The organism is Streptomyces aureoversilis (assembly GCF_042657885.1).
Taxonomy (GTDB): domain Bacteria; phylum Actinomycetota; class Actinomycetes; order Streptomycetales; family Streptomycetaceae; genus Streptomyces; species Streptomyces aureoversilis.
In genome coordinates this window covers 14,763-31,360 of the sequence record NZ_JBHSKJ010000027.1, presented here as the reverse complement: position 1 = coordinate 31,360, position 16,598 = coordinate 14,763, and the positions used below count along the sequence as shown (strand labels likewise).

Below are 16,598 nucleotides of genomic sequence, written 5' to 3'. Positions count from 1 at the left end.
CCCCCGCTGCCGTCACCCGGTCCCGGATGCCGCGGGCGAGTTCCGGATCACGAACGGCCGGGAGAGGACGGTGACGGCCACGGATACCGCGGCCAGAGCGGTGACCGCGGCGCCGGGGGTGAGGTACTGGGCGACGCCGCCGGCGATCGCGGCGCCGATGCCCTGCCAGGTCATCCGGCCGGCGGACTCGACGCCCTGGACCTGGCCGCGGACCGGATCGGGGGTCAGCTGCATGAGCTGCTCCTGCAGGGGCAGGGTGGCGGCGAACCCGGCACCGGCGACGAACACCGCGGCCGTCGCCGCCCACGCGGGCGGGTGGAACCCGAACAGCAGGTAGGGGACGGCGAGCAGCAGCCGCAGGGCGAACGCGCAGCGGCGTCGCCGGCCGGCGGTGAGCAGCCGCCCGACGGTCAGGTCTCCGAGCAGCATGCCCGCCGACCCGGCGGCCAGGAGGACTCCGGCGTGGTCCGGTGAGTAGGAGATCAGCAGAGCCTCGCAGCCGACGATCAGGCCGTTGGGAACCCAGAGGTTCAGCAGCAGCGCCCACCGGCCCGGGTGGGAGAAGAGCGCGGTGTTCGTTGCCCAGGTCTGACGCAGACCGGGCCGCCGCGTCAGGCGGATCGAGTGCTCCCGGGCGGTGGAGGCGACCACCACCAGTCCGAGGCCGGTCAGAACCGCGGCGATGCCGAAGACTCCGTGCGGGCTCAGGTGCCGCAGCAGCACGGCGCCCATGGCGTAGCCGAGGACCGACATGCCGCCGGACGTGATGTTCATCAGCGACCGCGCCAACGCGTACGTGGAGGCCGGCACGACTTCGGCGAGCAGTCCCATCCGTGTGCCCGTTCCCAAGGACTGGAAGAAGCCCAGTATCAGGAGCAGCCCGAACCTGGCGGGCAGCGGCAGCCCCGGAATCGCCTGTGCGGCAACGCCCGCCAGCGAGACGCACTGGAGCGCCAGGAGCGTCCGGCGGGGCCGGCCGCCGTCGGCCACCGACATCAGCGTCAGTGCACCGAACACCGTCGCGAACGTGGCGCCGTACATGCTCACGGCCGTGAGGAAGGGGGAATGGGTCCGGTGGTCCACCAGCATCCCGAGCGCGAAGCCCGACAGCGTGCTCGCGGCGGCCGTCAAGGTGAAGCTCGCGTACAAGCCGGCGAACTCGCGGTTGCGGAGCAGGGCACGGTAGCCGGTGGTGGGGAGGAGGGTGGGCTCGGAGAGTTCGGAGGGTTGGCAGGGTTGGGGTGTGTCAGAAGGCATGAAAAAAGCCTCCTGGCGCACCCGATGGGGCGCCGGAGGCGAACGCGTTCATTTTAACAGACGGCTTCCGGGCCGCCTTTCGGCGGGCGGCCCCCCTCTAGTCGGTGTTCTCGCCCGCAGGCACCACGAGTCCGATGCCTTCGGCCGCCACGGCGACGGCGAAGTCGAAGAACGCGGACTCGTCCCGGACACTGTCGTGGGTACGGCTGAAGACTTGGAACACCAGGAGCCCGATCAGGTTGCTCCACAGCACGATGCCGCGTTCGATGACGTCCGAGAACGGTGCGTCGGGCACGCCGCCGAAGAGCTCCACGGCTTCCGGCAGGAGCAGCGGCGGCCCCGCCACCGCGCGCCGGGGTGGGGTGAGTTCACCGGCCTCCAGCGCCGAGCGCACGATCCCGGCCAGCACCGCTGGGGTGCGTGAAGCGGGCGGGACCGTGTCCTGCGGGGCGTGGTAATCCGGCACGGGCGAGCCGTAGATCAGCGTGAACTCGGCGGGGTTGCCGAACGACCACTTCCGCAGTGCGCGGGTGACCGCGAGGAGCCGCGCACCAGCCGTCGCGCCGGCGTCCCTGGCCGCCCGGTCGGCCTGCTCCATCGCGGCGCCGGACTCGTTGTAGGCATCGATGACCAGCGCGGTCAGCAGGTCGTCACGATGCGGGAAGACGGCTTCCACGGCGGTGACGTCAAGTGCACTGCCGTCGGCAACGGCTTCCAGGGACAGTCCTCCGGCGCCCACCTTCAGCAGCAGCTGACGCGCGGTGCTCTTGATGACCGCTGACAGCCCGGTGTTCTCACCGTTCTCACCGTTCTCATCGGTGGTGCTTGATCGGGATATCTCCATGGCCGAACCGTACATGCCGGCTGCAACAGCTCAGGGTGCGTCGCCGCCCGGCTACTCTGCACGTCGTGATCAACTCGACTGCGGGACTTGACGACACTGACGTTGCGATAGGTGCCGTCCGTGCCGGCGCAGAGGCCGTGCGCGCCAGGTACGGGCAGCGTCTCACCCGTATGGACAAGGGTGCCGGGGACTTTGCCACTGACGCCGATGTGGCCGCTGAGGAGGCGATCCTAGGCGTCATCCGTGCTGCGCGGCCCGAGGACGCGGTGCTCGGCGAGGAAGGCGGGCGGCGAGGTGCAGCCGACGCGGTGCGCCAGTGGTTGGTGGACCCCTTGTGCGGCACACTCAACTATGCCGTCGGTAACATGCTCGTTGCTGTCAACGTGGCATTGCGCAACGCGGCACTGCTCAACGGTCCGGCTGCGGTGGCCGATCCGTTCAGTGGCGAGGTCTTCTTCACCGACGGTGATGCCGCTTGGGTGCGGCGCGATGACGGCGACACACGACTGGCGCCGACGGCGGCCACCCGGCTGGTGGACGTGAACCTGGATCCGCCCTTTCCGAGCGCGCCCGGATTCAGGGCCGTGGACCTGCTCACTCACCCCGGCTTCGTCGAACGGTTCCGGCCGCGCGTCGTGTCCACGACGCTGGCGCTGGCCTGGGTCGCGGCCGGCAAGCGTGCCGCATACGTCACCGACGGCGGCGACCTGACCGGGAGCGTGCACTTCGCCGCCGGTATCGCTCTGTGCCGGGCCGCCGGCTGCGTCGTCACAGGAGTTGACGGCGCTCCGATCGGGCAAGGTGAGCAGGACGGGCAGGCAGGGCGTGGGCTCGTAGCGGCCGCGGACGCCGAGACTCACGGGCTGCTGATGTCGATGATCCGCAGTCGAGGCGTCGAGGCCGGGGCTGCGAACTCGTAAATGGCGGCGGGTCCGACCAGGCTGCCAGGCTGTGGCTGTCACGCCGGGGCGGGCGGCATTTCTTTGCGACAATGAGAGACCAACTGTTCCTTCCTTCCGGGGAGTTCTCATGAGACGTCGTCGTCCTGTCTTCGCCGTCCTGGCGGCTGCTGCGGTCGTCGTGGCGGCGTCGCCCGCCTCCGCGGCACCGGGTGTGCCGGCGTTCCTCGACCCGGCGGAGCTGCCTCCGCGGGCGGGGACGGCCTGGCACGGCGGGGCGGTGACGGGCGGTGTGCCGGACCCGCTGCCGTTCTGCGTGGGTGAGGCGCTGCCGGGGGCGACTTCGCGGCACCGGGCGTTCTGGACGGACCTCGACACGAGCGCCGTGCAGGTGACCGTGGTCGAGCGCGACGCGTCGCGGGCCGAGGCGCTGGCCGGGCTGCTGGACAAGGCGGTCAGGGACTGCGCGGGCAAGGTCGAGCAGGAGGATCCCGGCACGCGCGCCGCGTGGCGCGACCTCGGCAGGGTTGAGGTGGCGGACGGCGCCCACGTACAAGGGGTGCAGACGACGCGCGCCGAGACGGGCAGCGACGTCCATCTCTTCTCGGTGGGGCGGGACGGCCGGACGGTGACCGTCGTGCACTGGGGGCAGATGGGCACGTTCAAGGACGCCCCCGTCAGCGGCTTCAGGACTACGACCCGCACTGCGGTGAACAAGCTCCACTGAACACCTGCGGACCGGCTTCCAACGGGCTACTGCGAGCTGGTGGGGTCGCAGTTGTCACCACCGTGCGCGTGCGGCGCCCGCCGGGCGTAGTAGCCGTGGAGCCAGCGCTCGATCGACCGGTGGAGGTCGTGGCTGACGTGTTCGAGGAGGTGGGCCATGTCGTTCAGCCGGTTTCCTGCGGGCGTTCCGGGTCCGAGGACGGCGGCGCCGTCACGGGCGGTCGCGACGAGGAGGGCGTTGAGCCGGACGCTCGCCATCATGGCCTCGAACCACATTTCGTTGTCGATGACGTACCGGTCGCGCCGCCGGCGTGCGTCGCACTCCCGCCGGATCAGCCCCTGGCCTTCGAGGTAGCCGACGGCCTTGGAGACCGACGCCGGGCTGACGTTCAGCCGCTGAACGAGGTCGGCGACCGTGGCACAGCCCGAGTCGGTGATGCCGATGCAGGCGAGCACGCGGGCCGTCATCCCTGGCAGACCCATGGCGACCAGGACTTCCGTGAGCCGCTTCTCGTAGTCGCGCACCGCTTCCCCGTCCCGGCCGGGGAGGTCGGTGGCGAACGCGGCAGCCGGCGCGGAGCCGGTGCCGCCGCGTCCGCCCCGACGGGCACGCCGCCCCGCCTCATGGTGCGCACGGTCTGCGCGGTATCCGACAGGGCCGCCGTTGCGCATCACCTCCCTGGTGACGGTCGACGTCGGCCGGTCCAGGCGTCTGGCTATCCCGGCGTACGACAGCCCGTCGGCCAGTCCGGCGGCAATGTGCCGGCGGTCCTGCTGCGTCAGTCTGCTACCCGGCATCAGTAGTCACCTCCTGCGGTCCGGAGCGCCGAGCCGGAGCCGGGACCAGTGTGCGTTCACGACCGGATCGTTGCAACGACTCCATCGAAACCTTTGCATTAACCGCCAGGATCGTTGCAACGAATTCCCGGCACCTGCCTGCCACTTCGCCTGAGCTACGCACTTTCTTCATTGACGTAGAAATAAACCCGACATAGCTTTTCCTCCACGACGACGGCCGTAAGGATCCACGGAACCTGCACGGTGAACCGGCAATGGCCTGCTTCGAGGCCGAACTCGGAACCGGCCGTTCGTCGTCCAGCGCCACTCCTTCGCACAGCGTTCTCGTGATCACGGGCAGCCGCACCGGCTGCCCACCGAGCCGAAAAGGGGAAATCCATGAGTGTGAACAGGGCAAAGGCAGGACTTCTCGCCGCAGCCGTGGTGCCACTGCTGATGGCCTCGGCAACCGTGGCGGTCACAGCACCGTCCGCCAGTGCCCAACCCAGCGGGGCCGACGCCTGCGCCCACCCCACCTGGTCCAACAAGTCCCCGGGCAAGGGCACGCCCAAGGGGGACAGCGCCAAGATCCGCACCGGCCCCAGCGAGGACTGTTCCGTGGTCAAGGAGGTCTCCGGCAGCACGGTGCTGCAGTACCACTGCTGGGTGGAGAACGACCACGGCCACAAGTGGACCCATGTCCGCATAGACGGCAAGGACACCAACGGCTGGGTCTACAACGACCGTCTGGACGACGGCGGCTCCAAGCACCCCGACAACAAATGCTGACCCTCTCACCGTGACACCCGGCAGCGGGCGGACCCGGCACACACGCCGGATCCGCCCGCTGTTCTCGTCGCCTGGCTGGTGGGGTCGGGTAGGTGGACCGCTGAGCCCCGGCGGTCGGCACCGACGGAACCGAGGAGCCGCCACGGGTGGGCCGTCAACATCACACATGCGGTGCGGACTCCGTGCGGTGAGCACTTGAACGCCGCTCACCCCATGCAGCGCGGCTCCGACATGCCCTCGTTGTATCCCAATTGGGGACGCGTCGAGACGTGGCACAGGGTCTACTTGTGCGGCAGGTGGTGCTGATACCGCGCCTGGGTGGGTAACATCCCGCAGCAATACACCAGTCCAGGTGAGGGAGCGGTCATGACCGACGAGATGGACGGCGCCAACATCCAGGCTCAGTATGCAGCGCAGTTCGCAGCTGACCTGGAGAAGAACGAGAAGGAGCAGGAAGGTCTCCGTGCTCGCCTTCAGACGCTGGAGACCGAGCACGCGTGGCTTTCCGGCATGCGGAGCACTGTGGCCGGGCAGCAGGCCAGCCCGGGAGAGGCGGCCGAAGCGCCTGGCAAGGCCGGAAGCACAGCGACTGCAGGAGCCGTACCACGAGCGCGCCGGGCGAAGAAGTCATCTGCTTCCCCGGGACGCCGGAAGAAGCCGGCGCAGGCCGGGAACGCGGGTGCGGGCGCGGAGCAGCCGGCACCGGCGGTGCGCACCAGGAAGGGCGACGGGCCCACACTGGGTGAGCTGATTCTCGGTGTTCTCGGCAAGCACGGTCAGCCGCGTATGGTCAGCGAGATCGTCAAGGAGCTGGGACAGGCTCACCCGGAGCGCGTCGTGAGTGGCCCGGTGGTGCGCAGCACGGTGGAAGCCCTCGTTGCCAAGGGGCGCCTGGAGCGCGAGCGGAAGCAGGGCTCCGTGTTCTACACCGCGCCCGCGGTCGAGGGAGACGCGGCGCCGGACACAGCGAACCGGGCAACGGAGCCTGAGGCCGAAGCAGCCGCGGAGACGACCGCAGCCGCTGAGGCCTGAGCGGACCGGTGCGCGTCATGTGCGTTCCGGCCGGCTGTGCGGGCGCATGCGCTAGCGACACGTCGGATGCTGATGAGGGCCTGTGTCATTTCAAGGCCGAGGGGGTCAGCTCCGGCGGGTCGCATCAAGCCGATGACGCCGGTTCACTCGACCTCCCGCCGCCTCCCCGGAGAACGGCGCTCCATCGCATTGCTGATTCTGTCCGTGCTGTGTCTGCAGCAGGCACACCTGGGCCGCCGAGGCCATCTGTCCGTCCCCCGCGCCCTCCGGATCACGGGCAGGCACCTCGCCGAGCTCCTCCGCCGGCAGGATGTCCCCCTCGGGCGTGCATACGGAGAGATCAGCGCCACAGCACCGGGGCGCGCTGTCACTTTGTGTTACCATCAAACGTTTGCATGACCGTGAGGGCCGTCGATTCCGTCCGTCCGGTTTCCCTTGTTCGTCGGTTGCTCGTTCCTGCCGGGCCTTCCTCGGTACGTTCCCCATACGGAAGGCTCTTCATGTCTGTGGCCCTCACCCCGCCGGTCTCCCCGGCATCCCCGGTCGCCTCCTTCGCCGAGCTGGAGCTGCCGGCCGCGGTGCTGCGCACGCTCACCGAGCGCGGCCTGCGCGAGCCGTTCCCCATCCAGGCGGCCACGCTGCCGAGCGCCCTCGCGGGACGTGACGTCCTGGGACGCGGGCGGACCGGATCGGGCAAGACGCTGGCCTTCGGCCTGCCGCTGCTCGTACGGACGGCCGGGCGGCGCGCGGAGCCGAAGCGGCCCCTCGCCCTGGTCCTGGTGCCCACCCGGGAGCTCGCCCAGCAGGTCAGCGAGGCGCTCGTGCCGTACGCCGACGCGCTCCGGCTGCGGATGGCCACGGTCGTCGGCGGCATGTCCATCGGCCGGCAGACCGCCGCGCTGCGCGACGGGGCCGAGGTCGTCGTTGCCACCCCCGGCCGCCTGCACGACCTCATCGAGCGCAAGGCGTGCCGCCTGGAGCGGGTACGGATCACCGTCCTCGACGAGGCCGACCAGATGTGCGACATGGGCTTCCTGCCGCAGGTCACCGAGGTGCTCGACCAGGTGCACCACGACGGCCAGCGGATGCTGTTCTCGGCCACCCTGGACCGCGAGGTCGACCAGCTGGTCAGCCGCTACCTCCACGACCCCGTCGTCCACTCGGTCGACCCCTCCGCGGGCGCGGTCACGACGATGGACCACCACGTACTGGTCGTCCACGGTCCCGACCGGTACGCCGTCACCACTGAGATCGCCGCCCGCGACGGCCGCGTCCTGCTGTTCCTGGACACCAAGCACGCGGTCGACCAGCTCACCCGGCACCTGCGGGCCAGTGGAGTGCACGCCGCGGGCCTGCACAGCGGCAAGTCCCAGCCGCAGCGCACACGGACCCTCGCGCAGTTCAAGAACGGCCAGGTCACCGTCCTGGTGGCCACCAACGTCGCGGCCCGTGGCCTGCACGTCGACGACCTCGACCTCGTGGTCAACGTCGACCCGCCCACCGACCCCAAGGACTACCTGCACCGCGCGGGCCGCACCGCGCGGGCCGGCGAGTCCGGCCGCGTCGTCACGCTGGTGCTGCCGGGACAGCGCCGCGAGGTGAGCCAGCTGATGGCCGGTGCCGGCATCGAGGCGAAGACCACCAAGGTGCGCTCGGGTGAGGCGGAGCTGAGCCGGATCACCGGGGCCAAGGCTCCCTCCGGCACCCCGCTCGACGGCGGGCCGGCCGCGCCCCGGGCCAAGAACACCAACACCCCCTTCCGTGGCCTGGGCACCAGCAAGGACACCTCCCGCGGCACCGGCGGCAAGTCCCGCAAGGCCACCGAGGCCCGCAAGCTCGCCGAAGCCCGCAAGGCGGCCCGGGTCCGCCGCGGCGGCTGAGAACCACTGCTGAGACCCACTGCCGGGACCCACTGCTGTGAGCCGCCGCTCCGACGACCGGGCGTGCCGCCTCAGCGGCGGCCGGCGGTCATGACCTTGCCGAAGCCCCTGCGTGCGGCGCCGGCGCGGTGGATTCCGGCCACCAAGCGCATCGGCCGGCGGCCCTGCGCCGTAGGGCTGTGGTCGACCCAGTCCGGGTCTAACCGGCTCGGCTCGGTCCGAAAATCTGACTCACCATGATCGCTCCGCGGAACCCGAGCCGGAACCGAACAACGGACCGCATCCCTAAGGGTGGTGACGGTCCGTAAGGAATGATGGAACGGCCTGCAGCGGTACGGGCCGATCCCTTCCGACGCACGGCCTTTACCCCGGCATCTCCGGCGACCACGCACGGTCACCAGCAGGGTGGTTCTTCTCGCGGAACCGATCATGGTCGATTACGCAAGCCCACCAGGGAGTGACCCGTAGCCCGTCAGCCATACCCCTCAGGCACGGTTGTGCGACGTGCCGCACGCCGGGCAGAGTGGATCAGGGCCGCGTCAGGTATGAGAGGTTCCTTCAAGTACGTCGAGCATCCTCCCTATTCCTCCCTGTCTGTTGTAGTTCGAAGGCTGGGCTTCTGTGAGAGTACGTGTGGGTGGCACCTGGAGACCCCTTGAGCAGGCAGTACGAGGGGCAGCGGTCCGGACTCCGGCACCCGTTCTGCGTAGCCACGTACCGAGTGCGGGCGTAGGAACGATTCGAATCGGGCGGGACGGGCGGGACCGGCGGGGCGGGCAGAACCACGGCCCGCAGGCCGTTGCAGCCGAGCAGCGCCGCCCCGCCTTCCGGCCGGCTCGGTGGCTCGCAGACGAGCCTTCCTTCAGATAGGACGGGAGCACCGGCCGGCAGACGACAACCTGCACCGGCCGGGCCGGGAAGCACCTTCGAGAACCCGTCCCCCGCATTCACAGGCATTCAGCCGGAGAGCAACGGGGAGACCGCTTCTGCGATCCTCACCCCTCGCTGCCACCACCCCGTCACCATCCCCATCCCCACCCCCATCACCATCACCAGAACAGGAGTTCACTTCATGCTGCCCGCAATGCCCCACGACGCCCGTGAACGATTCCTCGCCGCCCCCCGCATCGGCGTCCTGGGCGTCACCGATCCCCGGAGCGGCGACCGTGCGCCCCTGGTGGTGCCGGTCTGGTACGGCTACGAACCGGGCGGTGAGATCGTCGTCGAGACGGGCCGGGAGACGGTCAAGGCCCGGCTGCTGCGTGCCGCGGGACGGTTCAGCCTCTGCGTGCAGGACGAGCGACGGCCGTACCGCTACGTCAGCGTCGAGGGCCCCGTCACCTCGATCGAGGACCCGATCGACCCTGCCGTGCGCGAGGCTCTGGCCCAGCGCTATCTGGACCCCGGCGAGGCGCGCGACTACCTGGCGGCGACCTCGGACCAGCTCAAGGACGACATCGCCTTCCGCATGCGCCCCCAGCGCTGGCGCACCGCTGACTTCGCCGCCTTCGCCGCCGACTTCGCCGATGCCGGAGCCGGCACCGGAGCCGAGGCCGGATCCGACGCCGGCTGACCACCGGTGGTGAACCACTGGTAGTCGACCACCGACCCCCCGGCCCCGGCCCCGGCCCCCGCCAGCTGACCGCCCCGTGTCCCGCGCGGCCCCCGCATCCCCTCCCACAGTCCGACCGAGAAGGACCCGAGAACCCGATGACCGACACCACCGTTTCGCCATCCCTGTTCCCCCGACCCACATCTCCGGCGGACGGCACGCCCCCACCCGGCTATCCCCGGGACCGCTGCCTGACCGAACTGTTCGCCGCTCAGGCAGCGGCTAGGCCCGACGCGCCGGCGGCCCGGCACGGGGAACGCACCCTGACGTACGGGCAACTCGACGCCCGTTCCGACGCCTTAGCGGCGCGATTACTCGCACAGGGCGTCGGTCCGGACGACCTGGTCGGCGTGCGCGGCAGCCGCTCGCTGGAGGCGTTGGTGGCGTTCCTGGGCATCCTCAAGGCCGGCTGTGCGTACGTGCCGCTCGACGAGGACCTGCCGCCGGCCCGGCTGCGGGCGATGGCGGAGGACGCCGGGCTGCGCGCCGCCGTGACCTTGCCGGGCAGCGCGCGCCCGGTGCGCGGACTGCGGGTGAACATCGGGCTCGACGACGGGGACGGGAGCGGGGGCAGGGACGGGGACGGCGCCCCGGTCCCCTTCGCCGGCCCCGCCCGCACCCCGTCCGCGACCGACCGCGCCTACGTGGTCTTCACCTCCGGCACGACCGGCCGGCCCAAGCCGGTGGCGATACCGCACCGGGGCGTGGTCCGCCTCGTCCTGTCCGAGCCCGAGCTGCCGCCGCCGGGGCCGGACGACCGGGTCCTGCACGCCTACGGGCTGTCCTCCGACGCCTCGACGATCGAGATCTGGGGCGCGCTGATCACCGGTGCGTGCCTGGTCATCGCCGACCGGGAGGAACTCCTCTCGCCTCCGGCCCTGGAGCAGCTGCTCCGCGCGCAGGACGTGACGGTCGCCTACCTGACGACGAGCGTCTTCCACCTCGTGGCCCGCACCCGCCCCGAAGCGCTCTCCGGGCTGCGGTTCGTCTCGGCCGGCGGCGAGGCGATGGACCCGCGGCTGGCGAACGCCGTCCTCGCGTCCTGCCCCGGCACCACGGTGGTCAACTTCTACGGTCCGACCGAGAATTCGGTGGTCTCCACCGCCCACGTGCTGCGCGCGCTGCCCGAGGACGCCACGCACGTCCCCTTGGGTCGTCCCTTCGGCGCCTCCGTCTGCCACGTCCTGCGGGCGGACGGCTCGCTCGCGGCACGCGGCGAGGAAGGCGAGCTGTACGTCGGCGGGGACGGGCTGGCCCTGGGCTACCTCGGGGACCCGCGGTTGACCGCCGAGCGCTTCGTATCGATACCCGCGGTGGAGCCGGACGGCCTGCTGTACCGGACCGGCGACCGGGTGATGTGGACGGCCGATGGCCTGCTGGAGTACCGGGGACGGCTGGACCGCCAGGTGAAGCTGCGCGGCATACGCATCGAACTGGACGAGGTGGAGGCGCGGCTGCGAGCCCACCCCGCGGTCGGCGAGGCCGTCGTCAAGGCCGAGGAGGGTGCGCTGACCGCGTACGTCACCCCTGCCGAACCCGGCCGGCCTCTCCCTCTGCCGGATCTACGCGCGTATTGTGCGCAGTGGCTGCCGCCGCAGGCCGTTCCGGTACTCATACCCATGGGCCACTTCCCGGTGACCAGCGGCGGCAAGGTGGACCGCGCCCGGCTCAAGTCCGCTTCCCCGGGCTCCGAAACCGCCCCCACGCCTGCCACCGCCCCCTCAGACGTGGACGGGACGAAGGCCGATGGGGCGAAGACCGAAAGGGCGAAGGCCGACAGGGGGAAGACCGACGGCACGAAGGCCGACGGCATGCTCGGCCTCCTCGCCGAGGTCTGGCAGCAGGTGCTGCGCGTGCGGCCCGCGCCCGAGGACGACTTCTTCCTCCTCGGCGGCGACTCCCTGCTCGCCTCCGAGGCCGTCACCCGCACCCTCGCCGTCCTGGACCTGGACGCCTCCCTGGGCTCCGGCCTGATCAGGGCGCTGCTGGCCGCGCCCGCGCTGGAGAGCTTCGCGGCGGCCGTGAGTGCGGCACGCGGCGGATCCGTGACGACGACGGCCGGACCGACCGTCGACTTCGAGAAGGAGGCCGGTCTCGGCTTCGACCTCCCGCCCGCCGAAGGACCGGCCCCGAGCCCCCGGGACCCGCGGAACGTCCTGCTCACCGGCGCCTCGGGATTCGTCGGCGCCTTCCTCCTCGACCGGCTGCTGCGCTCGACCGCGGCGCGTGTCCACTGCCCGGTGCGGGCGTCGAGCCGGACGCACGCCGAACGGCGGGTGCGCACCGCGCTCGCCCGCTACGGCCTGCACCCGGACGAGGCGGCGTGGCAGCGCGTGGACTGCTTCCCCGGCGACCTGACCGAACCCGGGCTGGGCCTGCCGGACGAGCACCGGGCCGAGCTGGCCCGCACGCTGGACCTGGTGGTGCACAACGGCGCCCGGGTCAACTTCCTCTACCCGTACGAGGAGCTGCGCCCGGCGAATGTGGACGGCACCCGGGAGGTCGTCCGGATCGCGGCACCGCGGCGGGTGCCGGTGCACTTCGTCTCGACCGTCGCCGTCCTCGCCGGGTTCGGTCCGGCAGGGGTGCGGGAGGTGGACGAGGACGTGCCGCTGGCCCACGCGGACGGGCTCACCATGGGCTACGCCGAGAGCAAGTGGGTCGCCGAAGGGGTGCTGCAGCAGGCGGCGGAGCAGGGTCTGCCGGTTGCGGTGCACCGGCCGTACGAGGTGACGGGCGACCGGACGCACGGCGTGTGCAACACCGAGACGGCCATCTGCTCGCTGTTCAAGACGATCGCCGAGACCGGGCTGGCCCCCGACATCGAGCTGCCCATGGACTTCGTGCCGGTGGACTACCTCGCCGAGTCGATCGTCCACATCGCCGTCAACGGGCCGGCCGACGGGCGCGTCTACCACCTGACCAACCCGTGCCCGGCGATGCTGTCGGACGTCCTGGACCGGATGCGCGCGGCAGGCTTCCCGCTGCGGACGCTGCCGTACGCGCAGTGGGTCGGCGAGCTGGTGCGGCACGTCGCCGAGCACCCGACGAGCGCCACGGCCCCGTTCGTGTCCCTGTGCGTGGACCGCAGCCGTACGGCGGACATGTCCGTCAAGGAGATGTACCTCAAGGACACGTTCCCGGTGCTGGGGCGCCGCAATGCCGAAGCCGCGCTGGCCGGCAGCGGGCTGGACTGCCCGCCGGTCGACTCCGCCCTGCTCGACCGCTATCTGGACTACTTCTTCACTTCGGGCTACATCACCCGTCCCGCCGGCGACTCCTCGGAGGCCAACGCATGAGTGACCTGGAAACCGCAATGAACGACCTCGGGACCCCCACGAACGGCCTCGGAGCCGGCATGGGCGGCTCCGGAACCGGCATGGGCGCCCCCGAAGCCCTCATCCCGGTCCCGGCCGTGGAGCCCGGCACCGCCGGACCGCCGTGCGCCTACGCCCGGCTCCGTGCCGAACAGCCCGTGGTCAAGGCACAGCTGCCCAACGGCGAGACGGGCTGGCTGATCAGCCGGTACGCGGACGTGCGGGCCGCCTTCGCCGATCCCCGGCTGGAGCGTCCGCTGCTGTCGGCCTGGCCGCCCCGCGAAGGCGACGACGCGCCGCCGCCGTGCCTGCCTACGTTCCTGGAGATGACCGGGGAACACCACGAGCGGGTGCGCCGCACCGTCCTTCCGCTGTTCGGCCGCCGGCGGCTGGACTTCATGGGCCCGCGGGTCAGGGCCATGGCGGAGGAACTGCTCGACGAGATGGTGGCCGGGTCCCCGGACCGCACGGCGGACCTCGTCTCCGCGTACGTCGAGCCGCTGCCGCTGCGCGTGCTGTGCGAAACCGTCGGGCTGCCGCACGAGGACCGCGACCTCTACCTCCCGCACACCCTCACCCTGCTCAGCGCCTCCGGGCTGTCGATGGAGGAGGTTCTGGCGGCGCTGTACGCGCTGCAGGACTACGCGGCGGAACTCATCTCCCGCAAGGAGCAGGAGGGCGAGGGCGAGGACTACGTCCACCTGCTGCTGGCGGAGAGCCGGCGCCCCGGCAGCGAGCTGACCCGGGACGACGTCGTCAGCTTCGTCGTCACCATGCTCATGGCCGGCTACAAGACCAACATGCAGCACACCGGGAACGCCCTGTTCACCCTCCTCACCCACCCTGATCAGCTGCGGCGGCTGCAGGACGAGCCGGCAGGCATCGGTACCGCCGTGGAAGAGCTGCTGCGCTACATCCCGCTGATGAACGCCATCAACATCCTCGTCGCCAAGGAGGACTTCACCCTGCACGGGCAGCACATCCGCGCCGGCGACGCGGTCGTCCCCGTACCGGCGTCGGCCAACCGCGACCCGGAGGCGTTCGCCGACCCCGACCGGCTCGACCTCACGCGGTCGCCCAACGCCCACGTGGCGTTCGGCCACGGCCCGCACACGTGCACCGGCGGGCACCTGACCCGGCTGCAGCTCGCCACTGCGGTCCAGGTGCTGCTGGAGCGGCTGCCCGGCATCGAGCTCGCGGTGCCGGCGGAGTCGGTCCCCTGGGACGAGACGACCCCGCTGCGCGCACCGGCACGGCTGCCGGTGCGCTGGTGACCTTTCCCCCTCCGCCCTCTCCGCCCTCTCCACCCGCTCCACCCACTCCGTCCTCTGCATCTGTTCCGCCGGAATACCGCACCGCGCTCGCCCCCGGACGAAAGGCTCGTACGACGTGACCGCACCGCAGCCGCCCATGACCGACGACGCTCCGCGCGAGGAGCCGCTTCCGCACTATCCGTTCAGCACCGACGGCGACCGTCTCGCCCCCGAGCTCGCCGACTTGCGCAGCCGCTGCCCCGTGGCCCGGGTCAGCACCAACTCCGGCGGGGAGGCATGGCTGGTCACCGGCTACAAACTGACCCAGCAGGTGCTGCGGGACCGGGCCTTCGCGCGGTCCGTGCTGGCCGAGGCCGACAGCCCCGCGCAGGACGTCCCGGTCCTGGCGCCCGAACTGCTGGACGCCATGAACCACCTGCAGAAGGCCGGGCTGCGCGACGAGGTGCTCAAGGCGCTCGGCCGCAACCAGCCGGAGCTGCCCGCCGACTGGGTCGCCGGCATCACCCGTGAGGGCCTGGACGCGATGGTCCGGGAGGGCTCACCGGGCGATCTGCAGCGGCACTTCGCGGAATGGGTCGCCGCCCAGTGCATGTGCCGGCTGCTCGGCCTGCCCTTCGCGGACCGCGAGTGGCTGGCCCGGCGGGCCGACATGGACCTGACGATGGTCACGTACACACCCGAGGAACTCGCCCGCAACTGGGAGGAGATCCGTGTCTACATGCAGGAACACATGTCCGGCCGCCGCCCCGGCGAGCCGCGCGGCCTGGCGGACCGTCTCGCCGATCTCAACGCCGAAGGCAAGGGACTGACGGACCAGCAGCTGTCCAACATCGTCTCGGTGCTGTTCGTCAGCGGTTACGAGGACTTCGCGAGCTTCCTGGGCGTGGCGGCCGTCAACCTCCTGCAGAAGCCGGAGGTGATGAGTGCGGTGCGGGCCCGCCCGGAGACCATGCCGCAGTGCGTGGAGGAGCTGCTGCGGTGCAGCGTCGTCCTGGGCAACGCCATCCCGCGCTACGTCACCCAGGACACCGAGCTCGGCTCCGCGTCCATCAGTGAAGGCGACCTGGTGCTGCTGTCCCTGGACGCGGTCAACTTCGACCCGGCCGCGTTCACCGACCCCGAGACCTTCGATCCGGACCGCTCCCCCAACCCCCACCTGCGGTTCGGCTACGGCCGCCACCACTGCCCCGGCGCGCACCTCGTCCGCCGCCAGTCCGAGACGGCCTTCCGCGTCCTCCTCGACCAGCTGCCCGGCATCCGCCTCGCGGTACCGGCGGAGGAGGTGCCCTGGCACCCCAACCGGATGGCGATCATGGCTGCCGGGATCCCGGTCACCTGGTGAGGTGACGGCCTGCTGCGGCGGCTTCGCGCAGCAGCAGGCCGACCTCCGCGTGGGCGGCGTCGTCGCCGGACAGGTCAGTGGTGTCCGGGAAACTGCGTATCAAACTCTTGGCCGACTGCCGGACGTCCGTAGTAGGTTCGCCTCCGGAACGCATTGCGTATCGAAAGGGAATCCACGTGTCCCAGCAGACCTGGACCGCCGTCGACGACTACTTCAACGGCTTGCTGGTCGAGGAGGACGACGCGCTCCTCGCGGCCGTCGCGGACAGTGGAGCGGCGGGGCTGCCCCCGCACCAGGTCGCCCCCAATCAGGGCAAGTTGCTGAACCTGCTGGCGACGCTCCAGGGCGCCCGCACAATCCTGGAGATCGGCACCCTCGGCGGCTACAGCACCATCTGGCTCGCCCGGGCCCTGCCTGCGGACGGGCGCCTGGTCACTCTCGAGGCCGACGGGAAGTGTGCCGCCGTGGCCGCCGCCAACATCTCCCGCGCCGGGCTGGACCACATCGTCGACCTTCGCGTCGGCAAGGCCCTGGATTCGCTGGCCCGGCTGGCGGACGAGGGGCACGACCCGTTCGACCTGGTCTTCATCGACGCCGACAAGCCGTCCAACCCGGCCTACCTGGAGTGGGCGTTGAAGCTCACCCGGCCCGGCAGCGTCATCATCGGCGACAACGTCGTGCGGGACGGGGCGGTCACCGACCCGGCCAGTGCCGACCCCCACATCCAGGGCGTCCGCCGCTTCACCGAGCTGATCGCGGAGCATCCCCGCCTCACCGCGACCGCCGTCCAGACCGTCGGCGCCAAGGGCCACGACGGCTTCGCCCTCGCACTCGTCACCCGCTAGAGAG

At 71.1% G+C, this 16,598-nt stretch carries 13 protein-coding genes; 10 read left to right on the top strand and 3 right to left on the bottom strand.

The window, feature by feature from the left end; genetic code table 11:
• Positions 1–12: 12 nt before the first annotated feature.
• Positions 13–1,257 carry an MFS transporter gene (locus ACFPP6_RS32915; protein ID WP_382050103.1) on the bottom strand — a complete coding sequence of 415 codons (1,245 nt, stop codon included), beginning with the start codon at positions 1,255–1,257 and terminating at the stop codon, positions 13–15.
• A 97-nt stretch (positions 1,258–1,354) separates the two neighbouring features.
• Positions 1,355–2,101 (bottom strand): TetR-like C-terminal domain-containing protein, encoded by a 747-nt coding sequence (locus ACFPP6_RS32910; protein ID WP_382050101.1) that lies wholly within the window; start codon positions 2,099–2,101, stop codon positions 1,355–1,357.
• 65 nt (positions 2,102–2,166) lie between these two features.
• Here ACFPP6_RS32910 and ACFPP6_RS32905 point away from each other — a divergent pair, with 65 nt between their 5' ends.
• Positions 2,167–3,021 (top strand): inositol monophosphatase family protein, encoded by an 855-nt coding sequence (locus ACFPP6_RS32905; RefSeq protein ID WP_382050099.1) that lies wholly within the window; start codon positions 2,167–2,169, stop codon positions 3,019–3,021.
• Positions 3,022–3,130: 109 nt separating this feature from the next.
• Positions 3,131–3,727 (top strand): hypothetical protein, encoded by a 597-nt coding sequence (locus ACFPP6_RS32900; protein ID WP_382050097.1) that lies wholly within the window; start codon positions 3,131–3,133, stop codon positions 3,725–3,727.
• 26 nt (positions 3,728–3,753) lie between these two features.
• On the opposite strand, the gene ACFPP6_RS32895 is transcribed toward ACFPP6_RS32900, so the two are convergent.
• Positions 3,754–4,524, bottom strand: coding sequence for a helix-turn-helix domain-containing protein (locus ACFPP6_RS32895; protein ID WP_382050095.1), 771 nt, complete (start codon positions 4,522–4,524; stop codon positions 3,754–3,756).
• Positions 4,525–4,902: 378 nt separating this feature from the next.
• Here ACFPP6_RS32895 and ACFPP6_RS32890 point away from each other — a divergent pair, with 378 nt between their 5' ends.
• From ACFPP6_RS32890 to ACFPP6_RS32855, 8 genes are all read left to right on the top strand, one after another.
• Positions 4,903–5,292, top strand: coding sequence for an SH3 domain-containing protein (locus tag ACFPP6_RS32890; RefSeq protein WP_382050093.1), 390 nt, complete (start codon positions 4,903–4,905; stop codon positions 5,290–5,292).
• Positions 5,293–5,658: 366 nt separating this feature from the next.
• On the top strand, positions 5,659–6,324 hold the full coding sequence (locus ACFPP6_RS32885) for a hypothetical protein (protein ID WP_382050091.1): 666 nt from the start codon (positions 5,659–5,661) through the stop codon (positions 6,322–6,324).
• A 500-nt stretch (positions 6,325–6,824) separates the two neighbouring features.
• A complete protein-coding gene (locus ACFPP6_RS32880) occupies positions 6,825–8,204 on the top strand; it encodes a DEAD/DEAH box helicase (protein WP_382050089.1) in 1,380 nt (459 codons plus the stop codon).
• Positions 8,205–9,276: 1,072 nt separating this feature from the next.
• Positions 9,277–9,777: a pyridoxamine 5'-phosphate oxidase family protein gene (locus ACFPP6_RS32875; RefSeq protein ID WP_382050087.1), complete on the top strand. Its 501-nt coding sequence runs from the start codon at positions 9,277–9,279 to the stop codon at positions 9,775–9,777.
• Positions 9,778–9,914: 137 nt separating this feature from the next.
• Positions 9,915–13,115, top strand: a complete 3,201-nt coding sequence (locus tag ACFPP6_RS32870; RefSeq protein ID WP_382050085.1) for an amino acid adenylation domain-containing protein — start codon at positions 9,915–9,917, stop codon at positions 13,113–13,115.
• Positions 13,112–14,407 (top strand): cytochrome P450 family protein, encoded by a 1,296-nt coding sequence (locus tag ACFPP6_RS32865; protein WP_382050083.1) that lies wholly within the window; start codon positions 13,112–13,114, stop codon positions 14,405–14,407. Before ACFPP6_RS32870 ends, ACFPP6_RS32865 begins: the two co-directional genes overlap by 4 nt.
• A 115-nt stretch (positions 14,408–14,522) precedes the next feature.
• Positions 14,523–15,749 (top strand): cytochrome P450, encoded by a 1,227-nt coding sequence (locus tag ACFPP6_RS32860; RefSeq protein ID WP_382050081.1) that lies wholly within the window; start codon positions 14,523–14,525, stop codon positions 15,747–15,749.
• Between the two features lie 176 nt (positions 15,750–15,925).
• On the top strand, positions 15,926–16,594 hold the full coding sequence (locus ACFPP6_RS32855) for an O-methyltransferase (protein ID WP_382050077.1): 669 nt from the start codon (positions 15,926–15,928) through the stop codon (positions 16,592–16,594).
• Positions 16,595–16,598 lie beyond the last annotated feature (4 nt).